At 58.4% G+C, this 15111-nt stretch carries 7 protein-coding genes; all 7 read right to left on the bottom strand.

All coding sequences use genetic code 11. From position 1 onward, the window contains the following. On the bottom strand, positions 1–4051 hold a 4051-nt coding region (locus D8V06_RS02950; protein WP_130930408.1), incomplete at its 3' end, for a DUF6543 domain-containing protein. A 132-nt stretch (positions 4052–4183) separates the two neighbouring features. After that, entirely contained in the window at positions 4184–8812 is a 4629-nt protein-coding gene (locus D8V06_RS02955; protein ID WP_130930409.1) for a DUF6543 domain-containing protein, read from the bottom strand. A gap of 315 nt (positions 8813–9127) precedes the next feature. After that, positions 9128–10228 (bottom strand): polyamine ABC transporter substrate-binding protein, encoded by a 1101-nt coding sequence (locus D8V06_RS02965; protein WP_130930410.1) that lies wholly within the window; start codon positions 10226–10228, stop codon positions 9128–9130. 12 nt (positions 10229–10240) lie between these two features. After that, positions 10241–11272, bottom strand: coding sequence for a histone deacetylase family protein (locus tag D8V06_RS02970; protein ID WP_130903505.1), 1032 nt, complete (start codon positions 11270–11272; stop codon positions 10241–10243). 157 nt (positions 11273–11429) lie between these two features. Next, positions 11430–12422: an AraC family transcriptional regulator gene (locus D8V06_RS02975; protein WP_130930411.1), complete on the bottom strand. Its 993-nt coding sequence runs from the start codon at positions 12420–12422 to the stop codon at positions 11430–11432. A 173-nt stretch (positions 12423–12595) separates the two neighbouring features. Further along, positions 12596–13600, bottom strand: a complete 1005-nt coding sequence (locus tag D8V06_RS02980; RefSeq protein ID WP_130930412.1) for an asparaginase — start codon at positions 13598–13600, stop codon at positions 12596–12598. A gap of 77 nt (positions 13601–13677) precedes the next feature. Continuing rightward, positions 13678–15111, bottom strand: a 1434-nt coding sequence (locus D8V06_RS02985; protein ID WP_130930413.1) for an alanine/glycine:cation symporter family protein, incomplete at its 5' end; no start/stop codon positions are given.

A 15111-nucleotide genomic window follows, 5' to 3' on the forward strand; every position in this document is an offset into this window, starting at 1 on the left:
CCTGTTGATCGAACAGGTCCTGTACATCGGCAGGGATTCGATTTGCACGTTCGGCGTCCCGATTGATGCGCCTGGTGAATTCGTTTGCGTCCACGTTGAGGTTCAGGCCGGCAGCGATGGTGGCGAGATCATCCAGCGCGGGCTTGGCGGGCTTGGCGCTTTTGGGAACGAGCTTCTGGAACAACTCCTCTTTTTTCTCCTGCCCGTATGTTTGCGGGGCTTCGCTTTCGACGACGCGTGGGCGGGTCTTGGTGACTTTGACCTTGGGCCGCGACGGGCCTGCAACAGCAGGTCGGGAAGGTTGCTGGATGAAAGCTTCTTCGGCTTCAGGAAGCAGTTGGTTGAGCTGGTTCAGCGTCAGTGTTTGAAATTCCGAGATCAGCACTTGAAGGTGGTCGAGCGCCGATTGGTGAACCATCCCGGGGTATCGGGCTGGCAGATCCTTAATACACTGAAGTGCATCGGCATAGATGTCGGCCAGCCTGGACAGCTTTTGGATGCGCGCCTCGGGCGGCTCGGTATTGCTCGGCTGTTTCATCATTTCAGCAACTTCATGGCTGGCGTCGGCGGCGTCCTCCACCATGCTGACGATCGCCGTTCGAGCTTCGGACATGGTTTCGCCAGATGCCTCTTGGATGCACTGTTCATAGGCCATGCCCACTTCATTGGCTTTGAAGTCCAGGCGAGTGAATTTCGGCAAGAGTTTTGTCAGATCGGCGATTCTGGTAAGCCCGACATGGCCCAGTACCTGGAGACCTGTCAGGGTGGTTTGTGACTGTTCCAAGCGTTCGACGATGGCGTCTCCCAATGCGATTGCCTCTCGGATGTCGGTCAGATCCGCTCGTACCGGCTCACCCGTGTTCAAAGGCGCTTGCGCCAGCAGTTTCTGCATGATCCGGGCGTACTGGTTTTTCTTTACCGTAAACCAGAGTGAAAGGAACTTTTGCTGCACGGTGGTGAGGCGCATTAACTCGTAGGTGTACCCGGTTTCCCCGCCCAGCGAACGCCATTCGCTCAACTGTTCGAGGGCTTTTCCATAACTTGTTTTCAGCTCGTCGAGTTTGTCGGTGTAGAGCCTGGTCGCTGCTTCGAGATTCTCGGTGGAAGCCTGAGTCATGCTCGTCTGAAGGAGATTGAGTGCTTGCTGTTGGGTTTCTTCCTGGCTTCTGAACGCCTCCAAGTGAGTATCAAGTTCCGCTTTGCGTTTTTCCTTGGCTAGCTTCAGGGCTTTCAAACGGCTTTTCGGGCCACCGCCGCGCAGGCGCAGCCGCGTATCGACAAACCATTTGCCATGGGGGCCACGAGCCAACAACGGCCCGGTACGTTTGGCGTCATCGGGACTGACAATCTGCACGTCTTCGTCGTCATTGACGGTGACCTGAAACCAGCGTTCACCTACCTGGGCGTAGTGTGTTTCGTTAAGTTCATACAGATGGGGCGGCTTGTTGTTCAGCGTCTTCATCTCGATATTGTTCAGGTCCGGCGCAGAGACGCTGAGCTTGTCCAGATAAATGCCCAATGACGGGGTCGAGCGACGAGGCACCGATACACCGGTCTCCAGAGAGGAGGTATGGCTGTCGGGCAATTGATCAAAAAATACTGAAGGGGCCATGGAAATTTTCGCAGGTACAGGCTTGGGCGATTGCGGTGTTACTGGAGCTGACGGCAGGTCCCACGCCGGTTTTTTGCGTACACGCCTGGTCCATTCACTGTGACGCTGCTGGTAAGCGCGGTGAGTCAGCACAATGGCCAGCGTCACCAGCACATCACCCAATGAGCTCCATTCGATCAGCGTGTCGCCTTGTTCATGGGCGTCGAGTGCTTGCTGGATCTCGCTGATGCTTTGCCACACCCAGACGGCGGTCCCCACAGGCCCGCTCAAGAACGTCGATGCAACGTTGAAAATCGCCCAGGCGCTGTCCTTCAAAAGTGTCCAGCGTCTTTCCTCATTGGACACTGATGACCGATCCGCCTGCTCTGCCATGGCATTGGCGTTGCTGGTGAACAATGCGGACAGCAAGTCGCCAGTGATCTCCTCGGTGTCCAGATCGATAGGTCCCGCCAGGTCCAGGCTGAATAACGTCGAGATACCGGACTGAGTCGCCAGCCAAGGTGAAGGCAACCCTACGGGAAAAACGTATTGCGCATATTCGAAGCTCAGCGCCGGTGTCGGCAGCCAGGCCAGTACGCAATCGCGCAGCTCGCCCGGTTGGTGCAGGGCGTAAACCAGGTTTGCCTGCGAGACAAATTGTATTAACGGTTGCTCGAGCAGTGGCCGGTAAAGCAGGCAGGGAGCGTCTGTTTTTTGCCGCGGGCCGATGATGAACATGTTGCTGACGGTGTCACCGCCGGACAGCAGGCGATGCCGAGGCTTGAACGTGAGAGGGCGAATGACGATATCGGAATGAGGTTGTCGAGGTTTTCCCTGTGCGACGTCCATCAACTCGCTAATGTAGCGATAGCCAGTCTCGTCAACACCACCCAATTGTTGAAGCATGCATTCCAGTGCATTGAGCCGCAGCAAGTCGGGTAGCTGATCCATATAGTGCTTTTTCTGTAGCGCGGCTTGCACCGGATCATCGATCAGTTTGTTCCTCAGCAACTTCGGGTAGATCTCGCCGATATTGACCTTGGCGGCGATGTCGACCAGATAATCGACAGTCAGCCAATCGGGCACCAGCGTGTTGTTTTTGAAACTCAACCCGGCCCGGTAGGGCGCGGTATTTTGCAGGGCGAAATCACCCAGGTTTTCGGTATACCGGTCTTGCGGATTGGGCAAGGTGAGCCCGCCGACGGTGAAGCTGTTGGTGACAGTGATTTGCAGATCATCAAGCGGTAGATGCGCGGCCCCTTCACTGGCCTTGTCCTTGACGATGGCTTCGCGCATGGCGGTCTGCGCATACACACTGATCAGAGGAATGTCGTTTGCGCTTGAGCTGTTGCGCAGTTTTCCAAGGCGGGCAAGGCAGTGGCTGTAGTCTTGCAAATGACTGGGCGAGGCATTGGATAACCAATCGGGAATGGCCGCCTCAAGCTGCTCGATACGGTTTTTGTCGCTAGTGCTGAAATGCTCAGCCGGGGTGGCTGCCGTACGCAAGCCCGGGGGGGTTGCGGTCCTGGCGGTCGAGACCGGAGGGACGAGTGCATTAATGGCGTCCATTTGAGAGGCTATCAGCGCCCAGGCCATATGATCGAAAACGTTGCCGTCGGGCTCGACCAGTCGCCACTTCAGCGTGCGCCCTGCCAGGTCGATGTCGATCCGGCCAGGCAGCGTCGCGCCCAGTTGCTCCAGAGAATCGAAGGCTTCGTAACCGCTTTCCACTGTGTACAGCATGATCTGTTCACGCTGTCTGTAAGTGGCCTGCAGTGCAATCGCACCGCCGAGCATTAGATGAACGCCTTCGTTGTTGTCCACGTCGATCAGGCAGGCTTTGATACCGGGAATTTCAGTATTTTTCCGAGCTCGTTCGGTTTTGTCCGGATAGTTGTACACCGCACGGGCCACCGTACATTGATCGACATTCCAGCCCTTTACCTGTTGGACATCAAATGCGTTTTTCAGTGTCTCGCAGAGTCCATGCCATCGCGGTTGGTCGCTGACTGTTTCATTCCAGAACGCCAGTGCGCGCTGTTGAAACTCGACCATCAACAGGGCGGCGTGGTCGTTGAGCAGTTGGGCAATGTCTTCGACACTGACAGCAAGATGAACGGGGTCGCTGGTCAGTGGGCTGTGCGTCAGGAAATGCTCACCCTCGATGAAATTGGCGACACCTGCGCTCCAGCTCAAACGTACCAGCGCATGGGTCAATGTTTCCACGGAGGGGGAGGCGGCACTCAGCGTTCCATTGGTCATGCGCCATTGCGGCGTCACAATCAGTGTCTGGTCCGGGTCGATGTCGAGCAGCGGATAAAGTTTTTTCAGTGCTTCGCTCAGCACCTGCGAGCTGGCATCGTCGAGGGAAGGCCCCTGATTGGTCAGGCTGACCAGCTTGCTTCTGTCCAGCAACAGTGTTGCGTTGTTTGCGGAGGTGCTTGTGGATTCTCGGGTCATGGTCATTTTCCTTTTTGACCGGCATGGGGGCGGCCGCCAGCCTGCGATACGGGCATCACAGCCCGATGAGATGGAGGCAGGCAGGCGACAGCGTTTGAAAGGACCCACCGACAGGTGAGTCTGCAGCAGCGATCAGGTGGAGGTGGATGTCTTGGCGAAGAATAGCGATCGGGCCAACTGAGGGCTGATCCTGCTGCGATAGATTTCGATTGCGTCCTGGTTGCTGGTGCTGGCCCCGATATCGACACGACCCAGCAGCCGTTGCTCGCGGGTTTTCAGATGCGCTGCGGTGTAGGACTGGACGTCGTCCTTGAGCTGGGCGTAGTGAAAGTGGGCATACCAAAGCGCATTTGCGGAGGTGGCGTCACGCACTTCGTATTCCTGCAGATAGTCCCGGCGCTGCCCTTTGAGTCGACGTCGGTCTCCCACCGGCACGATGTCGACTTCGCCTTTGCTGTGTAGCCATTCGACGCGTGCAGCGGTGGGCGGTTGCCGTTTGGTCATTTCAAGCCGCAACCTATGGCCTTCGACATACAGTAGCGCGGTTTGCGTGGCCAGTTGCGTCAGTACCGATTGCGCCTCGTTTGTATGATCTTGCGTGGTATTGCTTTGCATGAGCGCTGCGTTGATCGCCTTGGTGGCTTCTTCAAGGCGAGAAGCTTGTTGGTGGAATGCTTCCTCTATTTCCACCGGGAGCTGCCAGGATTGTTTTGAGTCTGCTTCGGTTCGTTGAATAAAGGCGGGCAGCGCATCCAGCAATGCTTTACCCGCCTTTATGCGTGCCCCCGGATCAGGCAGGCGCGTTTTCGGCGCCTGCGGTTTCATCGTCAAACGTTCGACCCAGACCCCGGGGGTCTTTTCATGGAAGGTGGCGATCACTTTGCCGGTCACCGGCGCGGTGACATCCACAAGGACCATGTGACCGGGCGCGGTTTTGCGGGTCTGGCCGATCACCGTACCTTTGAAGCGCGTTGTGATGACCCTTTTGTTTGACGTCGATGTGGTGCGTGACGGGCCGGGTACAGGCTCCAGGAGTTGCTGTTCGCGCAGCAGGTCCGCCAGATGCCCGACGGTCTGCTGATTGAACTCGTCGATACGACCCTGCAATCGCGTAAATTGCGTTTGCACGATCTGCTCCTGGTTGGCTGTAGAGAAGCTCTTGAGGCGTTGTTCGATAGCGGCGAACTGGTCGATCAGGTTGTTCAAGGCCTCAATCCGTTCATCCGTGCGCAACAGCTGCGCATCACCCATCAACTCCATTGCACTGTTCACCGTCAGGTCGGCGTCTTCGACAATCTGCTCGAGGGATGCTTTGGCACTGGACAGTTCGGCCGTTTCGCCAGATTTGACGCACACCTCGCGAGCCAGCGTGATCTGAAGGGACTTGAGGTCCGGAAGGTCGAATTTTGGCAGTTTCTTTTGATACTCAAGGGACAGCTGCTCGGCTTTCTTGCCCAGGCGCGTCAATTCCTTGAAGCGCAACTGAGCGAACTCGACCTTCTCGATAACGCCTTGGGTCAGGTCCGACATGTTTTCAAACGTCCCGGCGGGAGGCGATTGGGCACTGTCTTCTTTGGCATCGAGATGTTCCAGGGTCAACTTCAGGGCATCGACGAACGCCGGGTATTTCTCGTCGATCCAGGTCTGGTTGAAAAACAGTTGAGTACCCAGCATCTCGATCATCGCGTCACGATAGTTACGCACATCCTCGACCAGGTTGAGTGATTTGAGTTTCTCGATGGTGATTTCATATTCACCGATGCGCTCCTCGAGTTTGTCGAGAAATGTTTGTTTAGCTGCATCCCTTGCATCTGCGGAAGCCTTTTTCATGGTGTTGTAGGCATCGGTAATACTTTGGCGTTTGGACGCCATCTGCGCATCGAAAACCGCCAGGTGAGCCTTGATCTCGGTGATTTTGGTGGCGTTGGCTTTTTGCAATGCCTTGAGCCTGCTTTTCTTGCCACCGCCACGCAGTCGCAGCCTGATATCGATGACCCAATCGCCTCTGGAATTGTTGATCAACAAAGGGCCGGTGATGGAAGGTTGTTTGCGGGTATCAACGATTTGAACGATTTCATCGTCGTTCAGGAAGACTTCGAACCATCGTTCGCCTACCGGGGCATAGTATTTGGACTGATGTTCATAAAGGTGTTTGTGCCAGCCTTCGGTGCTGACCGCTCCCAGCCCCGGCGGTTTGGGGATTTTGTACCGGTCCAGGGTTGGCCCCAGCCCTGCGCTGTTGCTATTGAGTACGGTCGCGGGGTGGAGTGAGGTCTGGTGTTCGGCCGGTAGATAATCATCCTCAATATCAGGTAACTGGATGCTGGCCGGGGTCTGCGGCGGAGGGTTTTTCTGCGCGCCGCCAATAACGGCTGTTTCGGTCTTCGCAGGGCGCGCGCGCGCCGGTTGGCGTCGGGCGGTCGCCTGATGAGCCAGCACCATGCCCAGGGTCAGGAACAAGTCGGTCAGGGCGGACCATTGTGCTGGCGTATCCTGGTTTTCCCGGGCATCAATGCCTTCTTGCAGATCGTCCAGAATCTGCCAGATCCACGCAGCCGTTCCGGCGGTTCGACCGAGAAAAGGCAACACGGCGCTGAAGATCATCCAGGCGCGTTGTTTGAAGCTGGCCCAGCGGCTTTCGGCGTTGGATACCGAATCCCGCTCGCTCTTCATGATCAGCGCATTGGCGTTGGCCTTGAACAGTTTCATCAGGCGGTCGTGCTCGATCACTTTTTGCCCGAGCGACACCGGTCCGCTCATCCGCAGGGAAATGGTCGGGTCGGCCAACAGTTGTGACACCGTCCAGACCGAAGGCAATTCACCCGGGAAGACATACTGCGAATAATTGAACCGAACATCGTCCGCCAACCATGCCAGGGTAGATTCGCGAAGCTCCTTGTCGTGTTTGATCGCATACAGCAGGTTGGCGGCCGAGGGGTACTGAGTCAACGCTTGTGCAAGCAGTGGGCGATAGAGAATGCAAGGCCCATTGGCCATGTCCCGCGGCCCGATCACAAACATGTTGGTGACTTCATCAGGGGTTTTGTTTTTATCCTGGCCGGTGATGAACGCCAGCGGACGGATGACGATCTCATGCCCGTCGACCCAGCGGTCGGCCTTCAGCACATTCATTGCCGCCACGATGTAGCGATAGCCCTTTTCGTCAATGCCATGTTCGCCAAGAATTTTGCTTTGCAATGCTTGTAGCGCCAGCTGAATACGCAGGTTACTGGCGTAGAGGCGTTGACGGCGCAGCGATTCAAGCGGGTCATCCAACAGCTTGCTCTTGACCTGTGCGGGGTAGGTCGCACCGATATCGACGGCGCTGATGGCCGTCTTGACATAGTCGGGCGTCATCCAGGTCGGCACTGCTGTGCCGTCCTTGTATCGCACCGACTGGTTGCCCAGCGGAAGGGCGATGAGGTTTTCGAGTGCCAGCTCGGCAAGGTCCAGGCGATTGGTCTGGCTCATGCCAGGGGCCGTGAATGCCCCCCAGACCACTTGACTCTCGATAACGATCTCAATGTTCTCAAGCTTCATGCCGGCAACGTCACTGTGGCTTTTGAGCATGTGGGCTCGAAGGGCATCCAGTGCGAATGTCTTGATCGGAGCAATATCGTCGTCGAAGGATTTTCCGCTGTTGCGCAGTTGCAGCAATGCCAGATCGAACAGGTGTCGACTGTAGCAACCGAGATCGAATGGCGAAGCGTTGTTCAGCCATTCGGGGATCAGACGCTGCACCTTTACGAAGTGCGAAACCTGTTCGGTCTGAGTTGTACCGCTCACCTGCGCTGCGGCACGGGCAGGCGTCGTGAACACCGGTTTGCTGTCCCGTTGTCCAAACTCCAGGCCGGCAATCGCATCAGTTTGCAGGGCAATCAGCGCGACGGCCTGATGATCAAAAAAATTCCCGGAGGGTTCGAACAGGCGCCATTGAAGCTTGGCTTCGGGTGGCATTTTTTCAACATACTTCGGCAAATCCTCGCCGAGTTTTTCCAGCGACTCATAGGTCCCGAACCCCGAAGCGATGGAGTGGGTCAGGATGATTGTGCGTGTCTCGACGGTGCCGATCACGACGGTCAGATCCGTACGATTGAGATGGCTGGATACGGTGCCATCGAGCCGGTCGAGGTCGATCAGGCAAACCCGAATCTTGTAGGTGTCGTGGTCAGTGCGTGTTTTCGCATCGGGATAGTCGAAAACATTGCGCGCGATCGCCAGCTGATGCGCATCCCAGCCTTCCACCTTTTGTACATTCCAGACCTGCCGCAGTGACTGCGACAACGCTTTCCAACGCAAAGTGGAGCCTTGAGTGGTCTGGTCCCAGTATTCGAGTTGTTGTTCCTGATAGGCCACCAACAGCACGGGCGACAGTTTATTGATCAGACGCCCTATGGCATCGATCCTGACCGGTAGGTGGATGGGCGTTTTCGTTCTGGGATTGAGGCTCAGGTAATGCTCGCCGTCGAGGTAGGTCACAGACTCGCCTGAACCGGCGTGCCGCAACAGCGCATCCGTCAGTGACTCGAATCGCAGGGTTCCGGGCCGGACGGCCCCGGCGGCGATTTTCCAGCTCGGTGTAACGACCATCGCCATTGCGGGGTCGATGTTCAACTGTGGATACAGCTTTTTCAGATCGTCTCGAAGAATACGGGTGGCGACCTCCCTGATAGAGGGGCCGGTGACCAGTTGGGTGAGCAGATCACTTGGGTCGCTGGAGGCCTGATCAGGCTCGACAGCATTCGTTTCGGTAGAGGCCATGTGCGTTCCTTGCTGAGGGACTGGGACGTGCGCGTCAACGCGCCGCTCAGGTTCGGAAGGTAACGTGGGGTGGGATGGGGCGTGCGGTACTTAAATATCGTCCGGAAAAAAAGACCCGCCATAAGCGTAATGCTGTTCACCTAAGGACGAACACCCGTGGCGAGGGAGCTTGCTCTCGATGCGCAGCAGTCCCTTTCAGGACCGCTCCGCGCTCCAGCGGGAGCAAGCTCCCTCGCCACAGGATGCCAGCGTTCTCTTAAGTGAACAGCATTACGCCATAAGCGGGTCTTCACTGGCGCGCAAACACTGGCTCGTTCAGGTTCCGGATTTGATCTTGGTCCACGCCCGGGTGCGCGCGCGTTCGGCATCACGCGGCAGCGGTTGCAGGGTGTAGAGCGTGCTCATCGCCGTGTCGGTCGGATACAGGTTCGGGTTGTTGCGGATGGCCGGGTCGACCATTTCCGTGGCGTCCTTGTTCGGGTTCGGGTAACCGACGAAATCGCTCACCGGCGCGATCACCTGAGGTTGCAGCAAGTAGTTGATGAAGGTGTAGGCGTCTTCCGGGTTCTTCGCGCCCTTGGGAATGGCAAGCATGTCGAACCAGATCGGCGCGCCTTCCTTCGGCAGGCGCATGTCGACGGTCACACCGTTTTTGGCTTCCTTGGCGCGGTTGGCCGCCTGGGAGAAGCTGCCGGAGTAACCGACCGCGACGCAGATGTCGCCGTTGGCGATGTCGGCCATGTACTTGGAAGAGTGGAAGTAAGTGACGTACGGACGGATTTTCATCAGCAGTGATTCAGCCTTGGCGTAGTCCGCAGGCTTTTTGCTGTTGGGATCGAGGCCGAGGTGTTGCAGGGCCAGAGGCAGGATCTCCGAGGGCGAGTCGAGCAGGGCGACGCCGCACTGCTTGAGCTTGCTGATGTTTTCTTCCTTGAAGATCAGGTCCCAGCTGTCCACGGGAGCGTTGTCACCCAGCACGGCCTTGACCTTGTCCGGGTTGAAGCCGATCAGGATCGTGCCGTACATGTAGGGTACGGCAAATTTGTTGCCCGGGTCATTGGCTTCGATCAGCTTCATCAGCTTGGGATCGAGGTGGTTCCAGTTCGGCAATTTGCTGCGGTCCAGAGGCTGGAATACGCCCGCTTCAATTTGCTTGGCGAGGAACACATTGGACGGCACCACCACGTCGTAGCCGGAGTTGCCGGTCAGCAGTTTGGCTTCCAGCGCTTCGTTGGTATCGAAGATGTCGTAGACCAGTTTGGTCTGCGCGTTCTGTGCCTTGAAGTCTTCCAGGGCTTTGGGCGTGATGTAGTCGAACCAGTTGTAGACACGCAACGTTCGTTCTTCGGCCTGTGCGGCACCGCTCAGTACCGTGGCGCAAAGCGCAGGGACGATAAAACGCTTGAGACTCTTCATGCTTGTATTTCCTCAGCAAGCGCTTTCAAAACCTTCGAGAACGTTCACGGCGTTGATACCGATTTCTTCGACTGCGTACCCGCCTTCCATCACGAACAGCGTCGGTACGCCTAGCTTTGCGATGCGCTTGCCCATGGCCAGGTAATCCGGACTGTCGAGCTTGAACTGCGAGATCGGGTCGTCCTTGAACGTGTCGACGCCCAGGGACACGACAACGATGTCGGCGCCATAGCTTTGGATCTCTTTGCAAGCGTGTTCCAACGCTGCACTCCAGGTGTCCCAGCCGCTGCCGGCAGGCAACGGATAGTTGAAGTTGAAACCTTCACCGGCGCCTTCACCCAATTCGTCTTCATAGCCGAGGAAGAATGGAAACTCGGCTTCCGGGTGACCATGGATCGAAGTGAACAGCACATCGCTGCGCTCGTAGAAAATCGATTGAGTGCCATTGCCGTGGTGGTAGTCGACGTCGAGGATCGCGACCTTTTTGTGGCCCTGATCGAGGAATGCCTGGGCAGCGATGGCCGCGTTGTTGAGGTAGCAATAACCCCCCATCAAGTCGCCGGCAGCGTGGTGTCCTGGTGGGCGGCAGAGGGCGAAGGCACTGCGCGCGCCGCGCTGGATTTCGGCTTGGGCCGTGAGCGCAACTTGCGCTGCACTGTACGCTGCCTGCCAGGTGCCGGCGGTGATCGGGGCGCCGCCATCGAAACTGTAGTAACCCAGTTCGCCATGCAGGCTCGTGGGTTTGACACGACGCAGCGTGCGCGCCGGCCAGGTGTAGGGCAGCAAGTCACCGTCGGTGTTGAACTCGGTCCAGCGTGCCCAGGCGCCTTTGAAAAAGTCGAGATAATCGCGGCTGTGGATACGCGCGATCGGTTCGAGGCCGAAATCCTTCGGCGCCTCCACTGGGCCGAGATTCTGCTTTTGCACTCTGGAAAGCACGTGGTCGGCCCGCGATGGCATTTCGAAGCAGGGCTTGAGTTGCCCGTCTATCAATTCGCAGCGGCCATGGTGCAGGTGGTGATCGTCTGAGTAGATCGTCAGCATTTGTTGTTCTCCGCAGGGCTGGTTCGGTTGAGCACAGTCTTGCGGCGCAGACGATTCAGGAGAACGGCAGGAAAGGCCAAAAGGGGATCGATGTGGCCAAAACATTTGACCGAAATTCGCCTCTCGAATAACGCTGCAAAACCCGTAGGAGCGAGTATCAGGGCCGGAACTGGCTCGGCGCCACACCGCTCCAACGCACAAACGCATGACGAAAACTGGCGGTCTCGCTGAACCCCAGGGCCTCGGCGATTTGATAGATCGGCAGTTGATCCTCGCACAGCATTTGTTTGGCCTGCTCAAAGCGCAGTTCGTCGAGCAGTTCCTGATAACTGCATCCCAGATCTTTCAGATGCCGACGCAAGGTGCGCGCCGAACAATTCATCTGCTCGGCCAGCCCTTCAAGCCCTGGCGCGGCGTTCAATTGCGCTCGGAGCAACTGCCGAATCCGCCCTAACCAGGCCTGGCGCCCCGTGAATTCGAGGTTCTGCTTGCGGCAACGTTCGGCCATGGCCTGGTGGGTGATGGCATCGGCCAGCGGCAATGGCTGGTCGAGCCAGCGCTTGTCGAAGGCAAAGGCGTTGTCCCGCGCCCCAAAGAGCAGCGGGCAATTGAAATGTTCGGCGTAGGTCGATTCATAGTCGGGCGCGGCATGTTCGAAGCGTGCAGCCAGCAACGGCAGTGAATGCCCGAGCAGATCGTCGCAGGTGACTTTCAACGACACCAGGCAAAACTCCGCGTTGAACACGGCCATCGCCGGGCTCTCACGGTAGTCGGCCGCGACGAACCAGATACGCTCGCCATCGTCTTCCAGGCTCAATTCGAAAAGTGTTCCCAGCAACGCCGGATACCGCATCGCCAACCGTAAAGCGTCACCGAAGGTGGCACTCGTGAGCAGGGCGTAACCAAGCATGCCGTAGCAGGAAACATGCATTCGCCGCCCCAGTTCCAGGCCGATGTCACGCTTGAGCGCAACGGCGTTGGCGCAGACCTGCATTTCCTGATTGGTGGTGATGCGCGTGTCAGCCCGGTGCAGGTCCGCCGCACTGATGCCGCTGCCGGCCAGCAGCGCCTCGCTGGACAAACCTTCGGCCTTGAAGACGTTGAGGATCAGCGAGACGGCATTGAGGGTGGTGAGGTGGGAGTGGAGCATGGGAGGTTCCAGCCTTGGGATGGCTGGAACGCAGCAAGTTGCATGCCTGCTTCAACGTGTTGCGTGTCGCAAATAACCAACCCGTAGGAGCGAGGCTTGCCCGCGAAGCTTTTGGCGTACTTGAGGCCGCGTTCGCGGGCAAGCTTCGCTCCTACAGATTCTTGTGGAGCGGGTCAGATCAACTCGCCGCAGAGGTCCAGTTCTACCAGGCGGCGCACCTCGGCGGTATCGAGCCCGGCGCTCAACAGCCCATGCAACTTGCCGAACGCCGCCTCACGGGTCATGCCGCCACCCGACAGCACGCCCACACCGCGCAAGCGACTGCCAGCCTCATACACATCCAGCTCCACGCCACCTTCATGGCACTGAGTCACGGCGACAACGACAACGCCTTTATCCCGCGCCCGCTCCAGGCTGGCGAGGAACGCCGGGTTGTCGCTCGGCCCCGTGCCGCTGCCGTAGCACTCCAGCACCAGGCCTTGAATGCCGCTGTCGAGCAGGCCGTCGAGAATCCCGGCGCTGATGCCGGGAAACAATGGCAGCACCGCGACATTCGCCAATTGTCGGGGCTGGTTGTAGTTCAACGACGCCGGGATCGAAACCGCTTTCACGCCGCCACCCTGGCGCTCCAGGCGCTTGAATGGATGCCGGCCGAAACTGCGCACCTTGGCGCAACGGGTCGGGGCCAGCAGTTCGCCGTGGAAGTACAGTTGCACGCCCGGCGCCAGGCCTTGGCCCAAGGCAACCAGCGCACCGCTGAGGTTTTCCCAGGCATCGCTGTCCTTTACGCCGGCCGGCAACATGGAACCGGTGAACACCACGCGAGCCTTCAGGCCGAGCAACTGAAAGCTCATGGCAGCGGCGCTGTAGGCCAGGGTATCGGTGCCATGCAGGATCAGCACGCTGTCGCAGCCCTGGACATCCACCGCATCGACCACCGCTTCACGCAGTTGCTGCCAATACGCGGGGGTCATGTTGGCACTGTCGATCAGCGGCGACATCTCGCGAAAGCGCCATTGCGGTACGACGAGATCAGGCTGGCTGTGCAGGTATTCGCGCATCCGCGCTTCGAAACCGGACGCCGGGGCCAGGCCGTTGGCGCTCGCCTGCATGCCGATGGTGCCGCCGGTATAGAGCACCATGACGTGCTGGGCGGCAGGATAGGTCGACGAATTCATGGAGCTGCTCCGAGAACGATGATGTCCTGTAGGAGCCAGCAAGCCGGCTCCTACAGGGGATTTCGCACTTTAACCGATCAGCGTTGCGCTGCGGTCACACCTTGCGGCTCAGCCTGGTTCTGAACGGCGGCCGGTGGATTCGCCGGCCAGGCCTGACGATCCAGATCCAGATCCGGGAACTTGCTCGAATCGAACACCGGCGTCTTGATCCCGGCGGCGCGCTGGTCATCGTAGTCACGCAGGATGCGCATGCCGACCTTGAACAACAGGGCCAGCGCGATCAGGTTGACGAAAGCGAGCAGGGTCATGGTGATGTCGGCGAAGGCGAACACGGTGCCGAGGTTTTCGATGGCGCCCCAGAAAATCAGCACCAGTACCAGCGCTCGATAACCCATCAACGCCTTGCGGTTTTCACCGATCAAAAAGCGCAGGTTGTTTTCGCCCAGGTAGTAGTTGTAGAGGATCGAGGTGAACACGAACAACGCCAGCGCCACGGAAATGAACATCCGGCCCCAGTCACCGACCACTGCTGCCAGGGAGTTCTGGGTCAGGGCAATGCCGTCGCCTTCGAAGCCCGGGGTGTAGAAGCCCGAGAGCAGGATCAGCAACGCCGTGCAGGTGCAGATCACGAAGGTATCGAGGAACACACTGAACGCTTGAACCACGCCTTGCGCCACCGGGTGCTCGACCGCTGCCACCGCTGCCACGTTAGGCGCACTGCCCAGGCCCGCTTCGTTGGCGAACACGCCGCGTTTGACGCCCATGATAATGGCGCTGCCCACCAGTCCACCAAAGGCCTGGTCCAGACCGAAGGCGCTCTTGACGATGGTCATCAGCATGCCCGGCACCTGGTCGAATTGCAGCACTATCACGTAAATGGTCACGCCGATGTAGACCAGGGTTTTCACCGGCACCAGCAGGTCGGCGACCTTGGCGATGCGCTTGATCCCGCCGATGAACACCAGGCCCAGCAGCACGGCCAGGCCCAGGCCGGTGTAAGTCGTGTCGAGGCCGAATGCGTTGTTCAGCGAGTGAGTCACGGCGTGGGCTTGCAAGCCGTTGAAGGCGAACCCGAAGGTCACCAGCAACAGGAAAGCCATCAACATGCCGAGCCAGCGTTTTTGCAGACCGTGCTGAATGTAATAGGACGGGCCGCCACGGAACTGACCTTCCGAGTCGCAGCGCTTGTAGAGCTGGCCCAGGGAGCATTCGAAGAAGCTGCTGGACATGCCGACCAGTGCGGTCACCCACATCCAGAACACCGCGCCTGGGCCGCCGAGTGTCACAGCGATACCGACACCGGCAATGTTGCCCGCACCGACGCGGCCGGCGAGGCTGAGCATCAGGGCCTGGAACGAACTGAGTTGCCCGGCGCTGCTTTTGAGGCTGTCGCGGAACACCGCGAACATGTGGAAGAAGTGACGCAGTTGAACGAAACGCGAGCGAATCGTGAAGTAGCTACCGAGCCCGACAATGAGCACGATCAGTACTTTCCCTGAGAGGAAGTCGTT

This window comes from Pseudomonas sp. Sample_24 (assembly GCF_004307605.1).
Taxonomy (GTDB): domain Bacteria; phylum Pseudomonadota; class Gammaproteobacteria; order Pseudomonadales; family Pseudomonadaceae; genus Aquipseudomonas.

Excerpts from the sequence above, each read along its gene's own strand:
- D8V06_RS02955 (WP_130930409.1), bottom strand. The coding sequence starts at position 8,812 with ATGGCCTCTACCGAAACGAATGCTGTCGAGCCTGATCAGGCCTCCAGC.
- D8V06_RS02965 (WP_130930410.1), bottom strand. The coding sequence starts at position 10,228 with ATGAAGAGTCTCAAGCGTTTTATCGTCCCTGCGCTTTGCGCCACGGTA.
- D8V06_RS02970 (WP_130903505.1), bottom strand. The coding sequence starts at position 11,272 with ATGCTGACGATCTACTCAGACGATCACCACCTGCACCATGGCCGCTGC.
- D8V06_RS02975 (WP_130930411.1), bottom strand. The coding sequence starts at position 12,422 with ATGCTCCACTCCCACCTCACCACCCTCAATGCCGTCTCGCTGATCCTC.
- D8V06_RS02980 (WP_130930412.1), bottom strand. The coding sequence starts at position 13,600 with ATGAATTCGTCGACCTATCCTGCCGCCCAGCACGTCATGGTGCTCTAT.